The organism is Desulfogranum marinum (genome assembly GCF_963675105.2).
Taxonomy (GTDB): domain Bacteria; phylum Desulfobacterota; class Desulfobulbia; order Desulfobulbales; family Desulfobulbaceae; genus Desulfogranum; species Desulfogranum marinum.
In genome coordinates, this window is the sequence record NZ_CAXXRO010000004.1 from 266,243 (window position 1) to 289,104 (window position 22,862).

Consider the following 22,862-nt stretch of genomic DNA (forward strand, 5'->3'; position numbering starts at 1 on the left):
TTCCTTTCAGTGGTACTGCCAAGGTATTAGGCTTGACTTTTGCGTTCCCATTTGTTCAGAACATTCGTTTTCCTTCATTCATCCAAGGCGAACTCTACCCCGGAGTCCTCATCAACACTTTGCCATCTTTGAATTAAGTTTTATTTTCAGGATGATACAGTGAAAGCAAACGAGATATAAAGGGAACAGAATGTTCACCAAGGGCTAAAAACAATCATGAAAATTAAAAATCTCCACCTCCTTGAAGGCCTTTGCCAATTACGCCTGACAGGCCCTATCATTCTTGCCCAACTTTCGCAAACAGCAATGGGATTTGTCGACACCATCATGGCGGGCAGGGTGAGCCCTGTTGATCTGGCAGCAGTGGCGGTCGGAGCTTCCATTTTTACACCACTGTTTCTTTTTATGGTTGGTCTGCTTTCTGCTGTTATGCCGCTTGTTGCCCAAGCGCATGGCAGAAGCGATGCAAAGGGGATGCGCACCGCAATGCAGCAAGGGCTGCTTACCGGTGTAATTACAGGGATAGTATTAATGTTCCTGCTCATGTCTATTTCACCTTTTCTGATATGGATGGATGTGGATGCTGCTGTCATCCCCCTCACCGAAAAATACCTCTTTGCCGTTTCCCTGGGATTTCCCATAACCGGCCTTTTCCTGGCATTGAGAAATGGGAGCGACGGCTTTTCCAAGCCACGACTTTCCATGTTTGCTGGGTTTGTAGGGTTGACGGTAAACGTGATTGCCAACTACATATTCATCTATGGGAAATTCGGCATACCTGCCATGGGCGGGGTCGGGTGCGGCTGGGCAACCTCCCTTTCCATGCTCGCCATGTTTATTGCCATGGCCTTCATGTTGAGCAAAAACCGCAGCACAGCTTCCCTGGGCCTCTTTAACCACCTTGCCCCGCGCTTGATACGAACCATCCACATACTTCTTTTTCTCGGCCTCCCCATAGGGCTCTCTCTGTTTGTGGAATGCTCAATTTTTGCTGTCATTGCCTTACTTATCTCAAGGCTTGGAGCAGAGATCGTTGCTGCCCATCAGGTGGCACTTAATTTTACCTCTCTGCTTTTTATGGTGCCATACAGCCTTTCCATGGCACTCACTGTACGAGTCGGCTTTACAATTGGCAGACAACAAAACAGACGGCTGGCCAGGGTAGTGAAAAGCGGCCTGACAATTGCCCTTTGTTGTGCGATCATCACCTGTCTGTTTATTATCACCTCGGCAAAATATATTGCCGCAATGTATACACCGGATCCAGACGTCCAGGCATTGGCAGCATCCCTGATGATTTTTGCCGCCTTTTTTCAACTACCCGACGCCATTCAGATTAACTGCGCAGGAGCCTTGCGAGGCTTCAAGGATACCAAAATTCCTATGGTACTAATGGTGGTGGCGTACTGGGGTATAGGGTTGCCGGTAGGATATATGTTGGGTTTAGGGGAGCTGGGTGGCAGGGAACAGGGCCCTGAGGGATTCTGGATCGGCCTGATCTGCGGCCTTACGGCATCTGCCTTTTTCCTGAGCAGACGCCTCCATAAGCTGTTAGTAGAAAAAACTGCCCTGATGCAGCAAAATGGCTCTGCGCAGAAAGTACAGTAGGGACGGAAATCAAAAGGGAAAAATATACAGGGTTGATTAATATAAACCGTCCATAACCTCCAGACACATGTCGGCCTTATTGAGTGTGTAAAGATGAACACCGGGTGCGCCACCTTCCAGGAGTTCTTTTACCTGCTGCCTGGCATAGGCGACTCCTATTTTATAAACAGCTGCATTGCCGCCTTCATCGTTTGCCTTCATCAAGGCATTCACAAGCTGTCCAGGAACTCGGGCATTACAGAGCTGAAGAATAAACCTGAGAGACCCCATATTGCGTATGGGCAGTACTCCTGGAACAACAGGCACGTTGATTCCTCGATGCCGAAGGCGCTCCACATAATCAAAATAGACCCTGTTATCAAAATAGAGCTGGGTAATAATAAAATCCGCACCACTGCTCACTTTCTTCTCCATTACATCAAGATCCCCGGCAATGGAGGGCGATTCCACATGCGCCTCTGGAAAACCTGCTACTCCAATCCCCAGTTGCGGGCAACGCTTACGGACATATGCTACTAAATCAGAGGCATGGGGAAAGGTTGAAAAAAGCTCTTTATCTGTACCTGAAAAATCTCCGGGCCGATCTCCCCGCAGTGCCAGCACATTATCGATACCCATTGGTGCCAGAGCTTGTAGAAAACCATCGATCTTCTTCTCATCTGCTGCAACACCGGTAAGGTGCGGCATCACTTCAACCCCGCATTCCTCAATCAGTTTTTTACAGATTTCCAGGGTATTATCCTGTGTCGAGCCACCGGCACCATAGGTGACAGAGACAAACGACGGATTCAAGGCCTTTAATTTAGTTGCAATGTCCAGAAATACAGGCCACTCACTTTGTGATTTTGGGGGAAAAAACTCTAAAGAAACACGAGGTTCAGAGTTCTTAATTATCTCGGGAATACGCATAATGACTCCAAATAATATTATCCTGCCGACACACCTGTGTCGCATACAACATAGCTCAACAAAAAAACAACATATGAACAACCCCCATCGATTTTGTCAAGCAAGGTAGAAAAGGACTGCCTATCCAAAAAGCAACAGCTTGTATTTTTTTTCAAAAAAAAACGGAAAAAGAATTTACAAATGTATCAAAAGTTCTTATGAAACGTGTCTAATATATTTAACGTAACAGAGGAAAGGTTAGGAAAAGAGATTGTGACACAGCAACAAGCAATCAAAATACTTATGCTCAGCCCCTGCTATTGGCTGCTGAGCCCTGCTGCTCGCAAAGAGCTGGTGCTTGAGTATTGTGCTGAGTATGATGCTGTTGCAGCTAACCTTTCCAAAGCAAAAAAAGAGAGCGAGAATAACACCATAAAATTGTAGTCGATTGTAACCCAGCGATTATTCTCCTGGTCGATACCACACCTCGTACCCTCCATTCTTGTAACTCTTCAGCGAAGATCTAAAATCTCTCAATCTACCCCGAGCTGTAACTGTTCAGCAGTGCTCCAAATGTTCACAAGCTGACCGATTAACAGATAAGCCCCGACTTCGATACATTGATATGCTGGGCGGGCAAATCGTGGTGAGTTGGGGTGCTGCTGAATAGTTACCCATTTTGTCCAGACTCTTTTTGCTCACTGCCTTTTCCGGCTCACTCTCGAGCTCCCTTTTCCCCTTGCTACCATATTTCACACGCAATGGAACGATGACAGTCAGCTTCGGCATTATTTACGCCTGCGGCCCCCGGTCCCCCACAGCGGGTCTTCTCCAAAACGCTCCTGCCACCATTCCTCAGGATCATATTGGTCGACCTCGGCCCTGCCGGGAGAAGTCAAAGGAAATCGGTACTCCGCACAATATTGCATGAGTTGCTCATAGGCTGCGGTGAGCTGATACATTTTGTCTGCATCACCTTGCCCCGTGCCATCGACACTGTCGGGATGATATTTTTTCGATAATCGATGATAGGCACGTTTAATTTCCGCCAACGTGGCCTCATCGCCAAGGCCGAGAATATCTCTGGCCCGTTCAATCGTCGCCCACTTGCTTCGGCTCATATGCTTATTCGCTCTTTTTCTTCCAACTCTTCTCTGTACCGGAAAGCAAACGACCTATATTCTGATAATGCTTTCCCCAAATAAGGACAACGATAAAACCAGCTAACAAGATCTTCCAGGTGGATGCTCCCAAAAGCAGCAACAGGCCAACAATCGCAGCGGAACCGAGCAAAGAGCCCAAAGATACAAAACCGGAAAAATAAACTGCTACAACAAAAATCAGCAGACAGCCAAGAATTGCAATCGGAGATAGAAAAAGAAAAACGCCCAGTGCTGTGGCGACCCCTTTCCCTCCTTTAAAGCCCAAATAGATGGGAAACATATGGCCGACTACAGTTGCAGCACCGCAGAGGGCAACAACCAAATGAGCATTGGCCTTCCCTTCCATGAGCAGAGTTGCGATAAAAATTGGCAGGAACCCCTTTAAAACGTCACCGCAAAGGGCTATTACACCCATTTTTTTGCCAAGCAAACGTGTTACATTGGTAGCACCGATATTTTTACTTCCCTGCTCACGAATATTAATACCGCTGCCGCGAGATACCAATAAACCGAAAGGTATGGCACCAATGCAATAGGACAAGACAATATATAGTATTTCAACAAAACTCATGATAGTTTTTTTCTATAAAATTTGGATCAAAAAACTTGATGACCTGTAAGCAATTACAGGTGTTAGGTATACTAAATCAAAGAGGTATCACCCCCTTGAGTAGTTACGCTTCAGCCTTTATTACGCTTGATCACCAAATTGAGTTCACAGGCCGCAGCATAGGCCGCAATTTCTTCCTGCAACACCTCTACATACGGACAATCTATAACTGCCAGCAACGTCCTGCGCAACCGTTGAGCAATGATCTCCCCATCTTCACCGGTAACAGGTTCCAAAATATAGGAAAATATTTGTGGCCTTCGACAGACCTTCGGTCGATCGATATACACAGTGCATCGACCGGTTTGCGATTCAAGATTGGGGCAACTACTCATTTTCGGCAGGATAAGGCTCCACCCCTTTTGCCAATGGACAAGCGCTGAAGTTGTACGTGCAAAGAAATCTGTCCCCTCAACCTGGAGAGGAGGTTCATCCATGGCATTACATTGCTTTGCAGCAACTGTTTCAATCTTCTCCACTGCAAACAAATCAACTTCGCTCTCGCGCAGCGGGATCTCAAAAAAAGCCTGTTCCATATCCCGGTCAGGACCAACGCAGCACAGCGTGCACCCACATGGCCCGCAGAGTGCGCTGTTAATCGCCTCGAGCTCCATGGTCAGGATCTTCTGATCGACCAAGGCTGTCCTAGCGGTTGTCAGGTCTACCTCTTCCCCGTTCTCTGTAATTACCGGCCACGATGGCTCAGCCCCCTGTTGTAGTGCCAACAGCGTCTCCAACTGCTCAAGATAGGGTTTGAGCAGTTCTGCCGGTTGGTCATAACGGGCATACGCAGTTTCAATAGGGTCAGGCAGTTGTTCTACTATCTCGGCAACGGTTGCAAAATCTCCGGTCAGCAGAAAAAACTCTACCATTGAGACCAGTGGCAGCACTGGTTGTTTCAGTAATTCCAGCCCTTGTTTCAAATTTTCTTTTTGTACCATACATTCTCTCATCTGCTTTCAAAAGGGCTCAAACCCTACACAATTATAACCAGGAAGACAAGCGGCTGCCCCTGCCATCCTTTCCATTGCCTCTCTTGGCTTTACAGCGCCGGGGAAAATGGTTACATATAAGACACGATGGCAATATATACACCTGTTTTTCTCCAAAAAACTAAAGCAGTAACGTAGAAATTCTTCCCCCACAATCCAATGGCACTCCTAGAAATTATTACTTATCCCCACCCTGTACTCCGCGAAGAAGCAAAAGAAATCACCGTGTTTGACGATGAGTTGAAAAAACTTGTCCAGGATATGAGCGAAACCATGTACGATGCGCCAGGCGTCGGGTTGGCGGCTAATCAGGTTGGCGTAGCGCAGCAGGTTGCACTTGTTGATCGCTCGGAAATCCCTGACGAAAAAAAATTCTTAGTCCTTGTCAACCCTGTTATCTCCGATGGTGAAGGCAGTATTGTCGATGAAGAGGGTTGCCTGAGCGTGCTTGAATGCCAGGCAAAAGTAAAACGATTCCAAAAAATTCATGTCACAGCCAAAGACATCGACGGTAATCCCTTAGAATTTGATGCTGAAGACCGATTCGCACGCATCATCCAACATGAAGTGGATCATTTACGTGGCACCCTTTTTATAGATAGGCTCTCTTCCCTCAAGCGCACCCTGTACAAGAAAAAGCTGAGAAAAATCCTTCATCAGCAGGCATAAGGCAAGCGTCTCTACTGGCTGCATATGCTGTAAACAAGCTTCTCTCCATCTTTACCTATCCACTATTTTATGACCTCCCCTTTACGCATACTTTTTATGGGCACCCCTGATTTTGCGGTCCCTTCCCTGCAGGCTTTGCTCGACGGTCCGGATCAGGTCGTTGCCGTTGTCTGTCAACCGGACAAAAAAAAAGGGAGAGGCCGAAAATTGCAGCCGCCTCCTGTCAAGGTTACAGCAACAGAGGCAGGCCTGTCTGTACTGCAGCCGGACAACATCAAGACTGATGTATTTTTCAAACAGGTTGAAGAAATCGCGCCAGACCTGATTGTTGTTGTCGCCTATGGCAAAATCCTTCCCGCATCACTGTTGCGCTTGCCCCCCATGGGAGCTATCAACGTCCATGGGTCACTGCTGCCGAAGTACCGGGGCGCTGCCCCCATTCAGTGGGCTGTACTCAACGGCGAAAAAGAAAGCGGTGTGACCATCATGCAGCTGGATGAGGGAATGGATACAGGTGATATTCTTTACCCGGTCGCCATTCCTATTGAAAAAGACGACACCGCAGGCACCCTGTTTGATAAGCTTGCCCATCTTGGTGGCCGGACACTTGCCAAGGCGGTCGAGCTGATGAAGCTGGGGCAACTGTCACCAATTCCTCAAGATAACACTAAAGCCTCCCATGCCCCTATGCTGAGCAAAGCACAAGGACATATTGATTGGCAGCAAACAGCGGAAAGTATTCACTGCATCATCCGTGGACTCGACCCCTGGCCGTCTGCCTACGGCTTTTTAAACGACAAACGATTCCGTTTCTTCGCACCGGAGCTGGTGGCAAAAAGTTCCACCGAGGCTCCTGGAACGGTCTGCCAGGCTGATGCCCAGGGACTGCTCATTGCCACAGGCAGCGATTATCTCCGTATCCGTGAAATCCAACCGGAAGGAAAAAAACGGATGAGCGTCCAGGCCTGTCTTTGCGGGACCACTATTGTACCTGGCGACCTGTTCACATGATGAAGCGCATTTACCTCGACTGTTTCTCCGGTGTCAGCGGCAACATGTTACTTGGTGCCCTGCTTGACGCAGGTGTCCCGCAAAAGCTACTCCAAGACACCCTGCAACAGCTCAACATAAAGGGATTTGAGCTCAATATTGAGCACCTCCAAATCCAAGGTTTTGCTGCATGTCGTGTGAAAGTCACCACCGATGAACACCATCCTCACCGGCACCTTGCTGATATTAACTCGATTCTGGAAGCCTCCAGCCTGGAACCAGCGATATCAAAAAAGGCAAAGGCAGTGTTTCATCGTCTGGCAGAAGCAGAGGCGGCAGTCCATGGAACCACAGTTGAAACCATTCATTTTCATGAAGTTGGAGCAGTGGACGCTTTGGTGGACATCGTTGGCGCGGTAGCCGGTTTTTATTTTCTGGGTCCGGCGGAGATTACCTGCTCTCCATTACCCATGCCCGGAGGTTGGGTACAGTGCGCGCATGGCGAAATACCTCTGCCCGCACCGGCAGTATGCAAACTGCTCAAAGACGTACCCGTATACGGTGAATCTCTGCAACAGGAATTGGTCACTCCCACCGGCGCAGCTCTGGTAACGGAACTGGCAGCAGGCTTTGGCCAAATGCCGGCTATGATCCTCCAAAAAACCGCCTATGGTGCCGGAACCATGCAGCGGGCAGATTCCCGCCCCAACCTGTTGCGAATCCAGGTTGGTGAAGCCTTGGACGTTATGGAGTCGCAGCAGGTTGATATCCTTGATACCCATATTGACGACTGGAACCCTGAACTGTGGCCCCATACCAGTCAGCTGCTGATGGATGCAGGTGCCCTTGATGTCTGCCTGATCCCCATACAGATGAAAAAAGGCCGACCCGGCTTCCTTGTGCGGGTGGTCTGCTCCCCTGCCGACACGCTTCAGCTGAAAAACTGTCTGTTCACGGAAACCAGCACCATCGGCATTCGTTGTCGCCGAGAAAGCCGGTCAACCCTGATGCGGGAGCCGGTAACCGTGGATACGCCCTGGGGCCCATTAAAGGCTAAAAAGATTCATCGACCCTCTGGGGTAGAAATCTCTCCTGAGTACGAAGCATGTCTGCTGGTGGCCCGACAACATGGCATCGCTTTGCAAACGGTGTATGCTGCTGTACGGGACTGCCGGCTCAACTCTTTTTTGACGGACAAGTAAATGGATAAAGTGTTCATGTTTATCGCCACAGGGGCCTACAGCGGATACTTGCCCAAAGCACCTGGAACATGGGGGTCTGCGGTTGGTGTATTTGTATGGCTGCTGCTCTATCGGCTGCCGCTGCCCACCTATTTACTTGGCGTTGCCATTTTATTTGTTCTAGGTGTTATCTCTGCCGGAGCAGCCGAAAAGATTGTCGACCATGGCGACCCCGGCCTGGTTGTGATTGATGAAATTGTAGGCCAGCTGATTGCCCTGGCTACCATCCCGTTCCAACCAATACCGATCCTCCTTGCCTTTATTCTATTCCGTATTTTTGATATACTTAAACCCTTTCCGGTAGGTTGGTTTGACAGTCATATCCATGGTGGGTTAGGCATCATGCTCGATGATGTCTTTGCCGGACTGTATGCACTCGTTATTCTCAAATTCGGTCTTTATTTTTTCGGGAATTGATCAAAATGGGTAAAATGCAGCCATGACAAAAATCATCGATTTTCATACCCACGCATTTCCTGATGCCATTGCTGCCGGCGCCATCGCCTCTCTGGAAAAAAGCGGCAATATCAAGGCATTTCTTAACGGTACCATTGCCAATCTGCTCCAAGCCATGGATCAGGCAGAGATCGAGACGTCGGTTATCTGCTCCATAGCCACTCGTCCCCAGCAGTTCCAGCCTATTTTGGATTGGTCTCTGGCCATACGATCCCCACGGATTATCCCCTTTCCTTCAATCCATCCTGCTGATCCGGAAATCCAATCGCGACTACAGCAGATCCATGAACTTGGCTTTAAAGGAATCAAGCTGCACCCCTATTATCAGGATTTTTTTCTCGATGACCAGGCATTGGCTCCACTTTACCAACAGGCAGCGGAACTAAGGCTGCTGGTAGTGGTGCATACCGGTTACGATATAGCCTACCCCAGAATCAGAAGAGCCGATCCACAACGCATCCTCAATGTCATTCGCCAATTCCCTACTTTACAACTTGTCACCACCCATTTAGGTGGTTGGGAAGAATGGGACGACGTCAATGCCAAGCTGATCGGCAAACCAATATATATGGAGATTTCCTTTGCCCTTGATTTTCTGGAGCAGGATTACATCAAAAAGATGCTCCTTTCCCATCCACAGGAATACATCCTTTTCGGCTCGGATTCACCATGGGCTGACCAGCAAACCAGCTTAAACATGCTCAGAAAGCTCAATCTCCCACCGGAGGTTTTCTCTGCAATCACCAGAGAAAATGGGGCCAGACTTCTGGACCTGTAAAAAAATAGAAAAAAGGAATTTCCTGGCGACAACAAGAAGAAACACAGGACGAACAAAGAAAAACAGCCAAGAGGGGGACGGTGACAGCCACCACATGGCTGCCACCGAAAAAAATCAGCTTAAGGCACTACTGATACGATCCATAGCTGTGATAACATTTTCACGGGAGTTAAAGGCTGAGATACGGATATAGCCCTGGCCACATTTTCCAAAGCCTGCTCCAGGGGTACAAACAACCCCGGCTTTATCGAGCAACAAGTCAAAGAAGTCCCAGGAATCACGATCACCCCAAATCCAAATATACGGCGAATTATCTCCGCCAACATATTCAAATCCCAGCTGGCCGATGGCTTTGCCAATGATCTTGGCATTTTCCAGGTACCCATCTATCAGCGCTTTGGTCTGCACCTTGCCTTCAGCAGAGAAAGCAGCTGCGGCTGCACGCTGTACAGGGTAGCTTACCCCATTAAACTTGGTGCAGTGACGCCGATTCCAAAGAGCGTGCAATGCGTGCCGGCCTCCTTTCTGGTCATATGCCATGCACTCTTTCGGCACCACAGTATAGGCGCAGCGGGTCCCGGTGAATCCTGCTGTTTTTGAAAGGCTGCGAAATTCGATAGCGACCTCGCGCGCACCTTCTATTTCATAAATGGAATGGGGAAGACTTTCATCACGGATAAAGGCTTCATAGGCGGCGTCAAACAAAATAAGCGCTTTGTTATCCCTTGCATAATCAACCCATACCTTCAGCTGCTCCTTGGAAATAGTTGAACCGGTCGGGTTATTTGGAAAACAGAGATAAATCATGTCCACCTGCTCCTGGGGCAGATCAGGGACATAGTTATTTTCCCTGGTCGACTCCAGGTAGACAATCCCGTCATAGCGGTCATCATTATAGCCACCGGTTCGTCCTGCCATCACGTTGGTATCAAGGTAAACAGGATACACCGGGTCCGGGATAGCCACCCGCGTATCAAGAGAAAAAATCTCCTGAATATTACCAGAGTCGCATTTGGCACCATCGGAAACAAAAATCTCATCACTATTGACTTCAGCACCGCGGGCCTGAAAATCATTGGCAACGATTGTTTCACGCAAAAAATCATACCCCTGCTCCGGGCCATACCCACGGAAGCCCGCTTCGGTTGCCATTTCATCAACAGCATCATGAAAAGCCTTCACACAGGCAGCAGGCAACGGGTTGGTAACATCACCAATACCGAGTTTGATCACGTCCTTATCAGGATTATTTTCCTGAAAGGCGGCCACTCGCTTGGCAATGTTGGAAAAAAGATACGATGCCTGCAGTTTTAAGTAATGTTCGTTGATTTTTATCATGCAAAAGGTCCTGTTTTGTTTCGTTGTTATTTATTGCCGAGTTCCTCAAAAAAATACTCACTGCTGTGCATTTTTTCAGCATTCAACTCCTCTTTGTGGAGTTACAGCATGCCGGGAACATCGTTTTTCCTGTCTCTCTTTGCCTGCTTAATCGTTGCTAACACACTTGCCGAAATCCTATCCATGCCGCGATTGCATTACAGCTCAACTTTCACCCGATCGCTGAAATCGTATCCATCGGTGGAGAGATCATAGTCCATCCGCCCTCCCTCAAGCCTGAAGCCGGGACCTTGTAAGTCCACATTACCAGGGCTGACGGCCATTTTCGTAGCATCGTAATAATGGAGGAGATCTGTATACAGCACCTCCTTGGTCTCTGGTTTGCTGATCACCACATCATCAATGAGGATAAGATGCCGGTCATCGATGAAGTATTGCCCTTGACGGCTAACAATATGGGTTGGTGCTTTGTCCTTCCCAATGTAGCGGGCATTCACGACTTCCATCTCGATGATACGATCAGTTTTCCCCGTTTTTGCACGTTCTGCGTTGATCAACCACTCTTCCTTACCGTTACTGGTCAAGGTGATCGTAATCGTATCCATTTGAAACTGTTGAGAATTCGTAGCCTGACCGCCAACTTGCTGCTGACCAAACTCACCACGTGGTTTCAGAAAATCAGCCACTACAGGTTGCCAAACGGGACTGGTGACAAACAAGACAAGTGGCACCACCCAGAGCAGGTCGCGCGGTTTTTTCATCATCTGTCAAACCTGGCAAACATCTGTTGATAGGTACCCTGTGACTCCATGATAAGGTCACAAACTTCACGGACGGCTCCCTGACCACCGTTACGTTTGGTAAGATAATGGACCCGCTGCTGGATCTCCACCCTCGCATTGGCAGGAGCGGCAGCAAATCCGACCCTATTCAAAAGCGGTAGGTCAACCCAGTCATCGCCCATGTAAGCAGTATGCATTGGACGAAGGCCTGTCTTTTTCAACACTTCTTCATATACCGAAAGCTTATCAAATTTCCCCTGATACACATGGGTTATTTTGAGTTCTTCCGCTCTCCGGGCAACAATCGATGAATTACGGGCAGTAATAATACCAACTTCAATCCCACTCTCCTGCAGTAGCTTGATGCCAAGTCCATCCTGGGTATGAAAACACTTGGCCTCTTCTCCACTTCCCGTATACACAAGGGAACCATTGGTCAAGACACCGTCAACATCAAGCAGCAGCAATTTGACTTTTTGCGCCTGTCCCAGCGCAGCCTGCCACTCTTTAGTTCTCTCAACGGGGGCGTTCCGTTTCATTGCTCTGGTCCGCAGTGCTTCTGTGAGCTGACAATCCGAAGGATAGTCACCTGGATTAGCCGGCGAACAACCATCAGATATCATCAGCAACTCCTTCGACTGCGTTACGAATTTTCAGCAGTTCAGTCAACAATGGCTCAACATGTTCAAGCGGCAGCGAGTTAGGTCCGTCACACAAGGCCTTGTCAGGGTCAGGGTGGACTTCCATAAACAAACCGTCTATACCTGCGGCCATGGCAGCCCTTGTCAATGGAGCGATGAAATTTCGCTGTCCGCTGGAAGACTTGCCGGCTCCTCCCGGCAGCTGCACCGAGTGGGTAGCATCAAAAACAACAGGACAGCCAAGGGAACGCATCACCGGTAGAGATCGCATATCAACCACCAGGTTGTTATAGCCAAAGCTGGCACCCCGTTCGGTGAGCAGAATTTTCTCACAGCCACAGCCTCGCAGTTTATTGACTACATGCTCCATGTCCCATGGGCTTACGAACTGTCCTTTTTTGACATTGACCACCTTGCCGGTTTTTGCCGCTGCTGCCAGCAAGTCTGTTTGCCGGCATAAAAAAGCAGGTATCTGCAGGATATCGAGACTATCAGCAGCAAGCTCTGCATGGGCGGGTTCATGAATATCAGAAACCACAGGGATGCCCATCTCTGCCCTGAGTTGCCCCAGCTGGCGCAACCCTTTTTCCGGACCTGGGCCACGAAAGGAATCCAGAGAGGTTCTGTTTGCTTTATCAAATGAAGCCTTAAAAACATAGGAAATACCAAGCCGGGTGGTAATACTCTTCATTTCCTGGGCAATTTCCAAGGCCAACTCCGGTGATTCCAACACACATGGCCCAGCCATAAGCAGCAACGGTTGACATGGACCAATACTAATGGTTTTCCCTGCAAAAGGATTAAAAACGACGTTTTTCATAATTGACTGTCTTTATCCAACAAAGTAACTATTTTTTATTGTCCAAAGCCGCTTTGATAAAGGCCTTGAACAATGGATGCGGTCGCATAGGCTTGGACTGAAATTCAGGATGAAACTGACAGCCGAGAAACCAAGGATGATCAGCAATTTCAACAATTTCAACTAAGGTATTGTCCGGTGAAGTCCCGCTGATGACCAGCCCGGCTTCTTCCAGTGGTTCACGAAAGTCGTTGTTAAATTCATATCGATGACGATGCCGCTCACTAACCTCTTCCTGCTGGTAAGCATCCGCAGCATGGGTGTTTTCATGCAGAACACATGGGTACGCGCCAAGACGGAGTGTACCGCCCATATCCGAATGCTCATCTCTGGTTTCTGTTTTCCCAGTTCTAAAGTCGTACCATTCCGTCATCAAATAAATAACCGGGTTGGTAGTAGCACTGTTAAATTCAACCGAATGGGCATCAGCAATCTTTGCAATGTTGCGAGCAAACTCAACCACAGCTAGCTGCATGCCAAGACAGATACCCAAAAAAGGCACCTTATTTTCCCTGGCATAGGTGATAGCCCGAATTTTCCCTTCCATACCTCGGCTACCGAATCCACCTGGAACCAGAATGCCGTCGCACCTTTTCAAACTCGAATCATCAGGATTCTTTTCGAGATCTTCAGCGCTGATATACTCCAGTTCAACCTTGGTATCATTGCCGATACCTCCATGCACCAGAGCTTCATGGAGACTCTTGTAGGATTCGGTGAGATCAACATACTTACCAGTAATACCTATGGTAACAGTGTGCTTGGGATTTTTGATTTTATGAACCAGGTCTTCCCAAGGTTTCACATTGGGCGCACCGGTCCAGATGCCAAGTTTTTCCAGAATCCTGTCATCAACCCCTTCGGCGTGGAGCTTTAAAGGCACTTCGTAAATATTATCAACATCCACCACGGAAATAACGTACTTTGCTTCTACATTACAAAACAAAGCGATCTTTCTTTTCAGGTCGTCGGTGAGCGGTGCTTCGGTACGGCACATGAGAATATCCGGCTGAATACCGGACGCGAGTAGTTCTTTTACCGAGTGCTGGGTGGGCTTGGTCTTGACCTCACCCGCTGTCTTTATATAGGGCACCAGAGTTAAATGAATAAACAAAGAATATTCCTTGCCAAGATCTGAACGAAGCTGGCGAATTGCCTCTATAAAAGGTAATCCTTCGATATCGCCCACAGTACCACCAATCTCAATAATGGCGACATCCACCAAGCCATCGAGCTGAAGGACAGCTTCTTTGATTTCATCAGTGACATGGGGAATAACCTGCACCGTACCGCCAAGATACTCTCCACGACGCTCCTTCATGATCACGGAATAATAAATCCGACCTGAAGTATAATTATTCTTCTGGGCCATCACTGCATTGGTGTAGCGCTCGTAATGCCCCATATCCAGATCGGTTTCAGCACCATCGTCGGTAACGTAGACCTCCCCGTGCTGAAAAGGATTCATGGTTCCAGGATCTACATTTATATAGGGGTCCAGCTTCTGGAAGGTAACTGTCATCCCTCTGGACTCGAGCAACGATCCAATGGCAGCTGCAGACAGGCCCTTTCCTAAAGAGGAGAGGACACCGCCGGTAATAAAAATAAATTTCGTCTTTTTGCTTAACGGTTGCTTCATGCGTTCACCTGATCAATTCTGTAGGGGGGAAAATAAGTCAGCCGGCGGCTGTCATTTTTTGGCTGGAAGAAAACTATACACGATCTGTTGCCGGTTGACAATACAAGGAGGGCGGGGTAAAGGCATAATTCCGTGACCATAGAAAGGTGTGCCTCATCATATCCACCATTTGTACGGAACCTGCCAGTCGCCGTTTTTCGAACTTCTTCTAATTTCACACACAAAAACATACTGTTATGCAGAACTACACCACCAACATTGCCCGTGAAATGACCATAAAACAGGGCCAGGTAAGCGCAGTGTGCGAACTGCTTGACAGCGGAGCAACCCTGCCCTTTATAGCCCGTTACCGAAAAGAGTCGACAGGTGGTCTCGATGAGATTCAGATTGCTGCCATCCGTGATCGCCTTGAACAGGTCAAAGAGCTCAATAAACGACGCGAAAATATCCTCAATTCGCTCAAGGAAAGAGAATTGCTCAACCCTGCCCTTTGTGCATCTGTTGAGGCGGCACAAACTCTAAGCGAACTGGAAGACGTCTATCTTCCCCATCGGCCAAAACGTAAAACCAAAGCTGCCATTGCCAGACAAAAAGGGCTGGAGCCTATGGCTAGGGCCTTGTTCAACCAACAGTCTGATATTCCTCGACCGGAAACTTTTTTAAACCAGGAGCATGGTCTGCTCATCGCAGAAGATGTCATGGCCGGCAGCCGGGATATTATTGCTGAATGGATGAGCGAAGACAGCGGCACCAGGAACAAACTCAGGCAGTTGTTTGCCACCAAAGCGATCATCACTTCACGCGTCATAGAAAAAAACAGAGAGAACGGTAAAAAGTTTCAAGATTATTTCGATCGCCAGGAACCCGCCGTAAAGATACCAGGCCATCGCCTGCTGGCAATGTTCAGGGGAGAACAGGAAAAGATTCTCCGCCTCACCATCCGCCCGCCGGAGCAAATCGCCATGGAGTTATTGCATACCAGATATGCAAGGCGAAATAGCGTTGCTGACCAACAGCTCCAACTTGCGGCTGCTGACAGTTACAAGAGGCTGCTTGCGCCCTCGCTGGAAAATGAACTCCGTGCCCAGTTAAAGGATCAGGCAGACCAGGAGGCTATTGCTGTTTTTTCCGACAACCTCACAGAACTTTTGCTGGCTCCCCCTCTTGGACAAAAGTCAGTCATGGCACTGGACCCCGGCTTTCGAACCGGGGCCAAATTGGTCTGCCTGGATCGCCATGGTGCCCTGCTCCACCATACAACTGTTTTTCCGACTTTATCGCACAAGCAGCAACAGGAAGCTGCAGCAACAGTGCAGACACTCTGCAAGCAATACGCTATCGAGGCAATTGCCATTGGTAACGGAACTGCCGGCAGAGAAACAGAAGCCTTTATCCGCAGCCTTGGCCTTCCGCCAGAGATCATCGTGACCATGGTTGACGAGAGTGGGGCTTCGATCTACTCCGCATCGGAAATTGCTCGTGAGGAATTCCCGGATCATGATATCACGGTTCGCGGTGCGATTTCCATTGGCAGGCGGCTACAGGATCCCTTGGCAGAGCTGGTCAAGCTGGACCCACAATCCATCGGGGTAGGTCAATACCAGCACGATGTGCAACAGAAGGCGCTGCAACAAGGACTTGATGATGTGGTGATGCGTTGCGTTAACATGGTTGGAGTCGATGTCAACACAGCCAGCCGATCTCTGCTCACCTATGTGTCGGGCTTAGGACCAGGTCTTGCGAAAAACATCATTGATTTAAGAAACAAACAGGGAGCCTTTACCTCCAGAAAGGCCCTTATGCAGGTACCTCGCCTGGGGGCGAAAGCCTTTGAGCAATGCGCTGGTTTTCTGCGCATCAGCAATGCTGCCAACCCACTGGACAACTCTGCCGTCCACCCGGAAAGATATGGCCTGGTGGAACAGATGGCTAAAGACGCCGGCTGCAGTGTCCGCGACCTGATTGCGTCTAAGGAGCTGCGTCAGCAGATAGACATAAACAGATATATTACCGCAGAGGTAGGTAAACCTACCTTGCAGGATATTCTCGCCGAGCTGGACAAACCCGGCCGAGACCCACGAACCTCCTTTGCCGCTTTTACCTTTACCGAAGGCATCAATACCATGGAAGACCTGGAGCCGGGAATGGAGCTACCTGGAATAGTGACCAATGTCACCAAATTCGGTGCCTTTGTCGACATCGGCGTCCATCAGGACGGCCTTGTCCACATCAGTCAACTTGCCGACAAATTCGTTAGTGATCCCAGTCAAATAGTAAAAGTTCGTCAACATGTCCAGGTCCGTATCCTTGAGGTTGACATTGCCAGAAAACGGATCAGCCTGTCCATGCGGAAAGACAGGTAAAAGCGCTCTTATTTTCAGGGGATTAACCGATTTCCTCTGCTGCAGGAGCCTGTTGGATAACAGGATTTTTTCTCAAATCAGGTAAGCCCCGCCTCCGAGGCATTTTCAGGAAATAACACCGATATGAGAGAAAAAGACATTCTTCGTTAGACTCCTACCCGGTAGAGAGCACATCAGCCAGCTGTTGCCGACGATAGTCGAAAATCCTGTTCAGGGTTTTCTCTATATGCACCCAATGGAGTACGGTTCCAAGTGGACCGAATGGCGGCTGATAATGGACCCGGTCTAAAAGGAGAACGTGGTCTCCCTGTTGCTGGATCTCGTGATAATGATACCAAAAACGATAGGGCCCCAGTCTCTGCTCATCAACAAATGAATGGTGCTCACGAATGTGCTTAATCTCTGTAACCCACCCATGGGTGCCCATGAAAGGAATGCTCACTCGGTATTCTACGATGAGCCCGTTGTACATGATGTCCGGGGTATCTGAAACAATTTGAAAACGAAGATCCGGGGGCGTAATCCGGTTCAAATTAGCGGGATTCTGTAAAAAATGCCATGCCTTGTCAAGGGATGTGCTCACCTGTTGCTCTCGTTCCAGTATATACATGCGCAACTCCATTAAAATGTTTTTTTTTCACATCACAATCATCTTCTCAACGCTCTACCTTTTTGCGACTAGGAACCTCAGCCCCATAAAGAGAGCGTCGGATGTTCGGCCACTGCTCGGATGATATCTGTCCGAGTAACGATGCCCACGATCCGGTCAAAATTATCGACAATGGGTAAACTGTTGAAGTGGTAGTCATTGAGCACCTGGGCTACCCGGCGAATATCTGAAACCGGGTCAGCTGTTATTACCTTGGGCGACATTATTTCCGACAACGGTTTATCAGCAGGTCTGATAATAGTCTCACCGTCGACAATCATCTCCTTGAGTAAATCCTCTTTGGCTAACATTCCAGCCAGCAGCCCCTTATCACTGAGTACCGGCACCTGGCTGATTTTATTTTTCCATAATATTTCCCAGCAGTCCTCAGGTAAAAAATTATCGCGTACCGTGATAACCGGAGATTGCATGACCTGGTTGGCATGATAAATGGTCCGTTCCTTTGGGAGCTGCAGGGTTTTCTTGTAAGCACGGATAGCGGATTGTGAGACAGACGAGGCAAATTGTTGCTGCTGCTCCTCTTCTGCTTTACGTCGATGGGAAGAAAGAGTGGATCTAACGCTATTAACTCGATATAGTTGCTCAAGTGAATCCCTGAAGCTTCGACCTGTTACATCATAAATGGCAAACATGTATTTTTCCCTCAGGTTAAAAACAGACAAACAAAAATTATCTGCCTTATAACAAGATAATCAGCAGGAAGTACTTATCAATCCCAACCCCCACCATAGCATATGAATACATCGATCTATAGAAATCTAGGTATGGAACTTGTTCGGGTTACCGAGGCAGCAGCCCTTTCCGCTGCAGCTTTTATGGGCACAGGCGACAAGGAAGGGGGTGACAAGGCTGCAGTAGATGCCATGCGGGCCGTCCTGAAAAGTGTGGATATGCACGGCGTGGTCATCATCGGTGAAGGTGAGAAAGACGAAGCGCCGATGCTGTTTAATGGAGAAAAGGTTGGCAACGGCAACGCACCTCGTCTTGACATTGCTGTTGATCCGGTTGAGGGTACCAGACTCCTTGCCTATGGCAGGCCGAATTCCATCGCAGTCATCGCTGCCTCTCCGGAAGGCAGCATGTGGGATCCAGGCCCCTCTCTGTATATGGATAAAATCGTTGTCGAAAAAGCGGCCGGAGAGGCGATAGATATCACCGCGCCGGCTGCCGATAATCTGCATAACATCGCGCAGGCCCTTCATCGCCACGTAACCGACCTTACGGTTTTTGTGCTCGATAAGCCACGCCACACAAAGCTCATAGAGGAGATCCGAAGTACCGGCGCTCGTATTTCTCTGCACACTGACGGGGATGTAATGGGAGCCCTCATGGCTGCGGTACCGGGCACAGGAGTGGATGTGCTCATGGGGATTGGTGGCACTCCGGAAGGGGTTATATCTGCCGCTGCAGTAAAAGCACTGGGCGGCGGCATGCAGGCCATGGCTGCCCCCCAACTTGCGGCCGAGAAAGAGGCCCTTGCTGCGGACAGCACTTTTCTCCCAAACCAGGTTCTCCAGTTAAACGACCTCATCCATTCCGACGATGCCTTCTTTGCTGCCACCGGCATCACTTCCGGTTCTTTTCTTGAAGGCGTCCATTTTGACAGGGCTGGAGGCGTCACAACCCACAGTATAGTCATCCGGGCCATAACCGGTTCAATCAGACATATCAAAGGCATCCATCAGCTCAACCCGGAACACGTCTTTGGGGAGCAGACCAAGTAACCCGGCAACAGTATTTATGAGTCGTGGCAAACTCCATCAACCTGAGCGACTGGCCGCTCAGGTTGATGGGCTGTTCCTGGAAAATGTGGCTCAGGCAGTCAGTTCCTTCACCACTGCCCGCATAAAATCCGGTAAATCATCAGGGGTGCGACTGGTGATTATCTTTCCATCAACAACCACGGCCTCATCCACCCAGTCGGCTCCGGCATGAATCAAATCATCCTTAATGGCGAAAAAAGAAGTCACCCGCCGGCCTTTGAGGACCTTGGCTGACGCCAGCATCCAGCCTGCATGGCAGATCGCAGCCACCACTTTGCCTTGCTCTACTCCTTCGGCAACGAGCTGTACCATGGCAGGATAACGACGCATCATATCCGGGGCAAAACCACCGGGGATGATGATACCGTCGAAATCTGCAGCCTTAACATCATCAGCAGAGACATCCTGCTGCACATCGGTTCCGGGCTTACCGTTATATGTGTCAGTTCTTCCCGAACCGACAACCACGACCTCGGCCCCTGCCTCTAAAAGACGATAATAGGGGTACCAGAATTCATAGACGTTGAACAGTTCTTCCACCAAAATCGCTATCTTCTTACCTGCACACTCCATACACTCCTCCTTGGGTTAAGATATCCTGCAAAACGTGGTTACACTCCTCGCTACAGTACTTAAAAATTTTTCGCAGCCTCCCTGAGGCCAACCTGGACCTGATCATTGAACCAACAATCAAGAAAAGCTGCATTTTGGGCTGCCGCTTCCTGTAGATAGCGCTGCCTGACAGGCTCCGTATAATTGGCTTTGATGGCAGCAAATGCCGCTGGTTGTAATTTTGCCATGGCAGCAACTTTTTCCACAGCTGCTTGCTGAAGAGTCTCGACAGGATGCAATTCATCAACCAAGCCAATTGCTTCAGCCTCAGGCAGGGACATAAACGCACCACTGTACATCATGCGGATCGCTCGTCGCTCTCCCACAACCTGTTTGAGCAGCATGTCGGGTAAAAAAGGAACCGGAATGCCCAAGGTAATCTCGTTCAATCCGATTTTCCGACTTTCACTGGCTGCAAAGCGGTAGTCACTGGTGAGCGCCAGAATATTCCCTCCAGCCACGGCATGACCGGCAACAGCACTGACAGCGGGCAATGGAAATATATAGAGATCGAGAATAAGCTGATTAAACTCTTCCCAAAATGCGGCCATCGCTGCTTGGTCTAATTCAATTAAAGCGGGTAGGTCAAGACCGATAGAAAAAAATTTCTCACCACCGCATAAAACCAGCCCTTCGGAATCAAACTGTATCGTTTTCAGCGCTGCAGAAAGCTCTTTAACCATTTGCGGGGATATTGCGTTGGTAACGCCATTATTCAAGCTTAGCACAGTAATATTGCCTTGCTTTGCCACCTCTATCGTCTTTACCATAGCTACCCCTCAAATCTGAATTTATTATATAATTTGGTGTGCTTGCAGGATAAAATATCCCTTGCCAAGGCCACTGTAAAAAAAATAACAGGAAAAAATCATTAAAAAAGCTGCGCAAACAAAAATAAGCCTCCGATAAAAAGTATCGCTAAAATATCGTTTCCCTTTGGCAACTCCGAAAGAAATAAGGCTGTACCAGGCAAGATCGGCCAAAATATGGCCTGTAAAAAAGGCACCAATCCCCAAAAAACCAAATTTGGCGGCATACATGATATAGCCGATGCCGATCGTGGCCCACCAGATGAACCAATACGGGTTGGAAAGACTGAGCAGGATACCGGCCAGAACAAGGCTCCTGGTTTGCTCTTGGTTGTCGACATCATGAAGCTGCAAAGTAGGCAGCTCTTTTATCATCGAGCAGGCCATCCACAATAAAATAATGCCACCCAGCAGGGAGACGACCACAAAGACATCATCCCTGGTAAAAAAAGGCGCAAGGCCGGCCAGCAGGGCAACAACCAGCGTAAGCTCCAGCAACCCGTGGCCAAAGATCATCAAAGGACCTGCCACCACGCCTCTGCGCGTGCTTTCACTCACGGTAACGGTAAGCACCGGCCCAGGCATGAGAGCGCCGGACAAGGCCAGGATAAAAGAAGTGGAAAAGATGGTAATCAGAGAAAAGAGCATATTTACTCTCACATTTTTTTGGCAATAAAGCTAAACTTTACCCATCATATATAAAAAAACACCTATATTCTAACGTCAGCAACCTATTTTATCCAGGTGTTACCATGATCCCATCTCTCCAATACCTAGACAGATATCGTAACGAAGGAACCAGAACCTATAGCAAGCATTCAGCGTACACTGAGGCGAAGGAACTGTATCGCCCCAATGCATCGCAGAAAAATTTCATTGTCAATGCTTTTGCAATACCGCGCCAGGACCTCCTGATTTATACCGCCAATCCTCCCCAGGAGCTCAGCGTCTCTTATCTTGGCAAGGAGAAGGCCCTCTTCTGCATTCACCCCCAAGTGCTTGAAGAATATACCACCGACCCTTACGTGCAAGCTGTTATAAAAACCAGTAAAAGCAGACGGAAAATAGAAGTTATTCCAAGCTCTTCTACGAGAACACTCTACGTCAAGTCAGCCTTCCCCCACGCTATAAAGCTTCACTTTCCTTTTCGCGTTTCCCGCTACAATAGAAAAATGCGCGATGAGGTGATTGAACAGGCGGTCAATGTCTCCCGCGATATGGAATACGGAATAGATAACTTTGACCCTACGTTTGCCTACCTTCGGGAAGTAATCGGCATCTCGTACGCTAACCTTAATACGTCATCATCCCGTGGGGAAAACTGGGGATATCTGATACGCGACATGCGCCCTTTCCCCGTCTGCCGGGAAAAGAGAGCATTGATTCCAGGCTTTGCACTATACGGCAAAGATTTTTTTACCGCTGAACAAGCCCCCCTTCTTTATAGCCTTATTGATGCAGCAGATCCTGTGGAATTTATTCTTGGCCGGATAATGCTGCCCATCATACACCATTGGGTGCAGTGCTTCAGCACCTTTGGCTACATGCTTGAACCCCATGGGCAAAATGTGCTCCTGGAACTGGATGATGAGCAAAATATCACTCGCATAGTGCATCGAGATTTAAGCGTAGGCATAGATATGCGCCGCCGTCAGGACCTACAGATTTCGTCTACCCATCTCAATCAGTATAATCGGATGGATTATGGCCAATTTCTCAGTATTGCCTATGATATGTTCATGGGGAGCCACTTTTTTGATCGGATCGTTGCCTGCTGCCGCGAAAAATTTCCAGGACTCACAGATGAAGATTTTCGCAAGCCCTGCCGCCAGACATTTGAAAAAATATTCCCGGAACATAGAAAATACTTTCCGGCAACCATTCATTATTTCAGCGAACAAAGAGATCGATACAACAAACCACTATACAAGGATACAGGCAAAAAACCTCAGTGGCGCCCTTGAATGGAAAATAGCTACAATCCGTCACTG

At 48.7% G+C, this 22,862-nt stretch carries 24 protein-coding genes; 10 read left to right on the forward strand and 14 right to left on the reverse strand.

Going from position 1 to position 22,862, the window contains the following annotated elements:
* The first annotated feature begins 216 nt into the window (after nt 1-216).
* Complete coding sequence (locus ACHZCY_RS09945; RefSeq protein WP_205224188.1) at nt 217-1,608, forward strand: MATE family efflux transporter; 1,392 nt, start codon at nt 217-219, stop codon at nt 1,606-1,608.
* Nucleotides 1,609-1,644: 36 nt separating this feature from the next.
* Here the strand turns inward: ACHZCY_RS09945 and ACHZCY_RS09950 are convergent, their stop codons facing one another.
* The gene (locus ACHZCY_RS09950; RefSeq protein ID WP_319548796.1) at nt 1,645-2,517 is read right to left on the reverse strand and encodes a methylenetetrahydrofolate reductase; all 873 of its coding nucleotides are present in this window, start codon (nt 2,515-2,517) and stop codon (nt 1,645-1,647) included.
* Between the two features lie 252 nt (nt 2,518-2,769).
* On the opposite strand from ACHZCY_RS09950, the gene ACHZCY_RS09955 reads away from it, so the two are divergent.
* Complete coding sequence (locus ACHZCY_RS09955; RefSeq protein ID WP_319548797.1) at nt 2,770-2,940, forward strand: hypothetical protein; 171 nt, start codon at nt 2,770-2,772, stop codon at nt 2,938-2,940.
* Between the two features lie 344 nt (nt 2,941-3,284).
* On the opposite strand, the gene ACHZCY_RS09960 is transcribed toward ACHZCY_RS09955, so the two are convergent.
* From ACHZCY_RS09960 to ACHZCY_RS09970, 3 genes are all read right to left on the reverse strand, one after another.
* Complete coding sequence (locus ACHZCY_RS09960) at nt 3,285-3,617, reverse strand: J domain-containing protein (protein ID WP_205224191.1); 333 nt, start codon at nt 3,615-3,617, stop codon at nt 3,285-3,287.
* A 4-nt stretch (nt 3,618-3,621) separates the two neighbouring features.
* Nucleotides 3,622-4,230: a glycerol-3-phosphate 1-O-acyltransferase PlsY gene (plsY, locus tag ACHZCY_RS09965; protein ID WP_319548798.1), complete on the reverse strand. Its 609-nt coding sequence runs from the start codon at nt 4,228-4,230 to the stop codon at nt 3,622-3,624.
* A gap of 110 nt (nt 4,231-4,340) precedes the next feature.
* Nucleotides 4,341-5,210, reverse strand: a complete 870-nt coding sequence (locus tag ACHZCY_RS09970; RefSeq protein ID WP_319548799.1) for a YkgJ family cysteine cluster protein — start codon at nt 5,208-5,210, stop codon at nt 4,341-4,343.
* Nucleotides 5,211-5,420: 210 nt separating this feature from the next.
* Between ACHZCY_RS09970 and def the strand changes: the two genes are divergently transcribed.
* The 5 genes from def to ACHZCY_RS09995 all read left to right on the forward strand — a co-directional run bounded on the left by def (nt 5,421) and on the right by ACHZCY_RS09995 (nt 9,395).
* Nucleotides 5,421-5,930, forward strand: coding sequence for a peptide deformylase (gene def, locus ACHZCY_RS09975; protein ID WP_319548800.1), 510 nt, complete (start codon nt 5,421-5,423; stop codon nt 5,928-5,930).
* Between the two features lie 69 nt (nt 5,931-5,999).
* Nucleotides 6,000-6,941: a methionyl-tRNA formyltransferase gene (gene fmt, locus ACHZCY_RS09980; RefSeq protein ID WP_319548801.1), complete on the forward strand. Its 942-nt coding sequence runs from the start codon at nt 6,000-6,002 to the stop codon at nt 6,939-6,941.
* A complete protein-coding gene (gene larC / locus ACHZCY_RS09985) occupies nt 6,938-8,122 on the forward strand; it encodes a nickel pincer cofactor biosynthesis protein LarC (protein ID WP_319548802.1) in 1,185 nt (394 codons plus the stop codon). The genes fmt and larC overlap by 4 nt, the downstream gene beginning before the upstream one ends.
* Nucleotides 8,123-8,578 carry a phosphatidylglycerophosphatase A family protein gene (locus ACHZCY_RS09990; protein ID WP_319548803.1) on the forward strand — a complete coding sequence of 152 codons (456 nt, stop codon included), beginning with the start codon at nt 8,123-8,125 and terminating at the stop codon, nt 8,576-8,578.
* A gap of 22 nt (nt 8,579-8,600) precedes the next feature.
* Nucleotides 8,601-9,395 (forward strand): amidohydrolase family protein, encoded by a 795-nt coding sequence (locus tag ACHZCY_RS09995; protein ID WP_319548804.1) that lies wholly within the window; start codon nt 8,601-8,603, stop codon nt 9,393-9,395.
* A gap of 114 nt (nt 9,396-9,509) precedes the next feature.
* On the opposite strand, the gene ACHZCY_RS10000 is transcribed toward ACHZCY_RS09995, so the two are convergent.
* The 5 genes from ACHZCY_RS10000 to ACHZCY_RS10020 all read right to left on the reverse strand — a co-directional run bounded on the left by ACHZCY_RS10000 (nt 9,510) and on the right by ACHZCY_RS10020 (nt 14,654).
* Nucleotides 9,510-10,733: an LL-diaminopimelate aminotransferase gene (locus ACHZCY_RS10000; RefSeq protein ID WP_319548805.1), complete on the reverse strand. Its 1,224-nt coding sequence runs from the start codon at nt 10,731-10,733 to the stop codon at nt 9,510-9,512.
* Nucleotides 10,734-10,930: 197 nt separating this feature from the next.
* Nucleotides 10,931-11,497, reverse strand: coding sequence for an LPS export ABC transporter periplasmic protein LptC (gene lptC, locus ACHZCY_RS10005; protein ID WP_319548806.1), 567 nt, complete (start codon nt 11,495-11,497; stop codon nt 10,931-10,933).
* Nucleotides 11,494-12,138 (reverse strand): KdsC family phosphatase, encoded by a 645-nt coding sequence (locus ACHZCY_RS10010; protein ID WP_205224200.1) that lies wholly within the window; start codon nt 12,136-12,138, stop codon nt 11,494-11,496. The genes lptC and ACHZCY_RS10010 overlap by 4 nt, the downstream gene beginning before the upstream one ends.
* Nucleotides 12,128-12,976 (reverse strand): 3-deoxy-8-phosphooctulonate synthase, encoded by an 849-nt coding sequence (gene kdsA, locus ACHZCY_RS10015; RefSeq protein WP_205224201.1) that lies wholly within the window; start codon nt 12,974-12,976, stop codon nt 12,128-12,130. The genes ACHZCY_RS10010 and kdsA overlap by 11 nt, the downstream gene beginning before the upstream one ends.
* A 28-nt stretch (nt 12,977-13,004) precedes the next feature.
* Nucleotides 13,005-14,654 carry a CTP synthase gene (locus ACHZCY_RS10020; RefSeq protein WP_205224202.1) on the reverse strand — a complete coding sequence of 550 codons (1,650 nt, stop codon included), beginning with the start codon at nt 14,652-14,654 and terminating at the stop codon, nt 13,005-13,007.
* Nucleotides 14,655-14,890: 236 nt separating this feature from the next.
* On the opposite strand from ACHZCY_RS10020, the gene ACHZCY_RS10025 reads away from it, so the two are divergent.
* Nucleotides 14,891-17,017 (forward strand): Tex family protein, encoded by a 2,127-nt coding sequence (locus ACHZCY_RS10025; protein ID WP_319548807.1) that lies wholly within the window; start codon nt 14,891-14,893, stop codon nt 17,015-17,017.
* 154 nt (nt 17,018-17,171) lie between these two features.
* Here the strand turns inward: ACHZCY_RS10025 and ACHZCY_RS10030 are convergent, their stop codons facing one another.
* Together ACHZCY_RS10030 and ACHZCY_RS10035 are read right to left on the reverse strand one after the other, a co-directional pair.
* Complete coding sequence (locus ACHZCY_RS10030) at nt 17,172-17,627, reverse strand: SRPBCC family protein (RefSeq protein ID WP_205224204.1); 456 nt, start codon at nt 17,625-17,627, stop codon at nt 17,172-17,174.
* A 77-nt stretch (nt 17,628-17,704) separates the two neighbouring features.
* On the reverse strand, nt 17,705-18,319 hold the full coding sequence (locus ACHZCY_RS10035; protein WP_205224205.1) for a CBS domain-containing protein: 615 nt from the start codon (nt 18,317-18,319) through the stop codon (nt 17,705-17,707).
* A gap of 102 nt (nt 18,320-18,421) precedes the next feature.
* Between ACHZCY_RS10035 and glpX the strand changes: the two genes are divergently transcribed.
* Nucleotides 18,422-19,411 (forward strand): class II fructose-bisphosphatase, encoded by a 990-nt coding sequence (glpX, locus tag ACHZCY_RS10040; protein ID WP_232371188.1) that lies wholly within the window; start codon nt 18,422-18,424, stop codon nt 19,409-19,411.
* Nucleotides 19,412-19,501: 90 nt separating this feature from the next.
* Here the strand turns inward: glpX and ACHZCY_RS10045 are convergent, their stop codons facing one another.
* Genes ACHZCY_RS10045 through ACHZCY_RS10055 form a run of 3 tightly spaced genes read right to left on the reverse strand, consistent with a single transcriptional unit; the run spans nt 19,502 to nt 21,519 of the window.
* A complete protein-coding gene (locus ACHZCY_RS10045; RefSeq protein ID WP_205224206.1) occupies nt 19,502-20,023 on the reverse strand; it encodes a type 1 glutamine amidotransferase domain-containing protein in 522 nt (173 codons plus the stop codon).
* Between the two features lie 59 nt (nt 20,024-20,082).
* Entirely contained in the window at nt 20,083-20,832 is a 750-nt protein-coding gene (locus ACHZCY_RS10050) for an enoyl-CoA hydratase/isomerase family protein (RefSeq protein ID WP_319548808.1), read from the reverse strand.
* Between the two features lie 24 nt (nt 20,833-20,856).
* Complete coding sequence (locus ACHZCY_RS10055) at nt 20,857-21,519, reverse strand: LysE family transporter (protein ID WP_319548809.1); 663 nt, start codon at nt 21,517-21,519, stop codon at nt 20,857-20,859.
* Between the two features lie 104 nt (nt 21,520-21,623).
* On the opposite strand from ACHZCY_RS10055, the gene ACHZCY_RS10060 reads away from it, so the two are divergent.
* Entirely contained in the window at nt 21,624-22,835 is a 1,212-nt protein-coding gene (locus ACHZCY_RS10060; protein ID WP_205224209.1) for an IucA/IucC family protein, read from the forward strand.
* Nucleotides 22,836-22,862 lie beyond the last annotated feature (27 nt).

Excerpts from the sequence above, each read along its gene's own strand:
- ACHZCY_RS09945 (WP_205224188.1), top strand. The coding sequence starts at position 217 with ATGAAAATTAAAAATCTCCACCTCCTTGAAGGCCTTTGCCAATTACGC.
- ACHZCY_RS09950 (WP_319548796.1), bottom strand. The coding sequence starts at position 2,517 with ATGCGTATTCCCGAGATAATTAAGAACTCTGAACCTCGTGTTTCTTTA.
- ACHZCY_RS09960 (WP_205224191.1), bottom strand. The coding sequence starts at position 3,617 with ATGAGCCGAAGCAAGTGGGCGACGATTGAACGGGCCAGAGATATTCTC.
- plsY (WP_319548798.1), bottom strand. The coding sequence starts at position 4,230 with ATGAGTTTTGTTGAAATACTATATATTGTCTTGTCCTATTGCATTGGT.
- ACHZCY_RS09970 (WP_319548799.1), bottom strand. The coding sequence starts at position 5,210 with ATGGTACAAAAAGAAAATTTGAAACAAGGGCTGGAATTACTGAAACAA.
- def (WP_319548800.1), top strand. The coding sequence starts at position 5,421 with ATGGCACTCCTAGAAATTATTACTTATCCCCACCCTGTACTCCGCGAA.
- fmt (WP_319548801.1), top strand. The coding sequence starts at position 6,000 with ATGACCTCCCCTTTACGCATACTTTTTATGGGCACCCCTGATTTTGCG.
- larC (WP_319548802.1), top strand. The coding sequence starts at position 6,938 with ATGATGAAGCGCATTTACCTCGACTGTTTCTCCGGTGTCAGCGGCAAC.
- ACHZCY_RS09990 (WP_319548803.1), top strand. The coding sequence starts at position 8,123 with ATGGATAAAGTGTTCATGTTTATCGCCACAGGGGCCTACAGCGGATAC.
- ACHZCY_RS09995 (WP_319548804.1), top strand. The coding sequence starts at position 8,601 with ATGACAAAAATCATCGATTTTCATACCCACGCATTTCCTGATGCCATT.
- ACHZCY_RS10000 (WP_319548805.1), bottom strand. The coding sequence starts at position 10,733 with ATGATAAAAATCAACGAACATTACTTAAAACTGCAGGCATCGTATCTT.
- lptC (WP_319548806.1), bottom strand. The coding sequence starts at position 11,497 with ATGATGAAAAAACCGCGCGACCTGCTCTGGGTGGTGCCACTTGTCTTG.
- ACHZCY_RS10010 (WP_205224200.1), bottom strand. The coding sequence starts at position 12,138 with ATGATATCTGATGGTTGTTCGCCGGCTAATCCAGGTGACTATCCTTCG.
- kdsA (WP_205224201.1), bottom strand. The coding sequence starts at position 12,976 with ATGAAAAACGTCGTTTTTAATCCTTTTGCAGGGAAAACCATTAGTATT.
- ACHZCY_RS10020 (WP_205224202.1), bottom strand. The coding sequence starts at position 14,654 with ATGAAGCAACCGTTAAGCAAAAAGACGAAATTTATTTTTATTACCGGC.
- ACHZCY_RS10025 (WP_319548807.1), top strand. The coding sequence starts at position 14,891 with ATGCAGAACTACACCACCAACATTGCCCGTGAAATGACCATAAAACAG.
- ACHZCY_RS10030 (WP_205224204.1), bottom strand. The coding sequence starts at position 17,627 with ATGTATATACTGGAACGAGAGCAACAGGTGAGCACATCCCTTGACAAG.
- ACHZCY_RS10035 (WP_205224205.1), bottom strand. The coding sequence starts at position 18,319 with ATGTTTGCCATTTATGATGTAACAGGTCGAAGCTTCAGGGATTCACTT.
- glpX (WP_232371188.1), top strand. The coding sequence starts at position 18,422 with ATGAATACATCGATCTATAGAAATCTAGGTATGGAACTTGTTCGGGTT.
- ACHZCY_RS10045 (WP_205224206.1), bottom strand. The coding sequence starts at position 20,023 with ATGGAGTGTGCAGGTAAGAAGATAGCGATTTTGGTGGAAGAACTGTTC.
- ACHZCY_RS10050 (WP_319548808.1), bottom strand. The coding sequence starts at position 20,832 with ATGGTAAAGACGATAGAGGTGGCAAAGCAAGGCAATATTACTGTGCTA.
- ACHZCY_RS10055 (WP_319548809.1), bottom strand. The coding sequence starts at position 21,519 with ATGCTCTTTTCTCTGATTACCATCTTTTCCACTTCTTTTATCCTGGCC.
- ACHZCY_RS10060 (WP_205224209.1), top strand. The coding sequence starts at position 21,624 with ATGATCCCATCTCTCCAATACCTAGACAGATATCGTAACGAAGGAACC.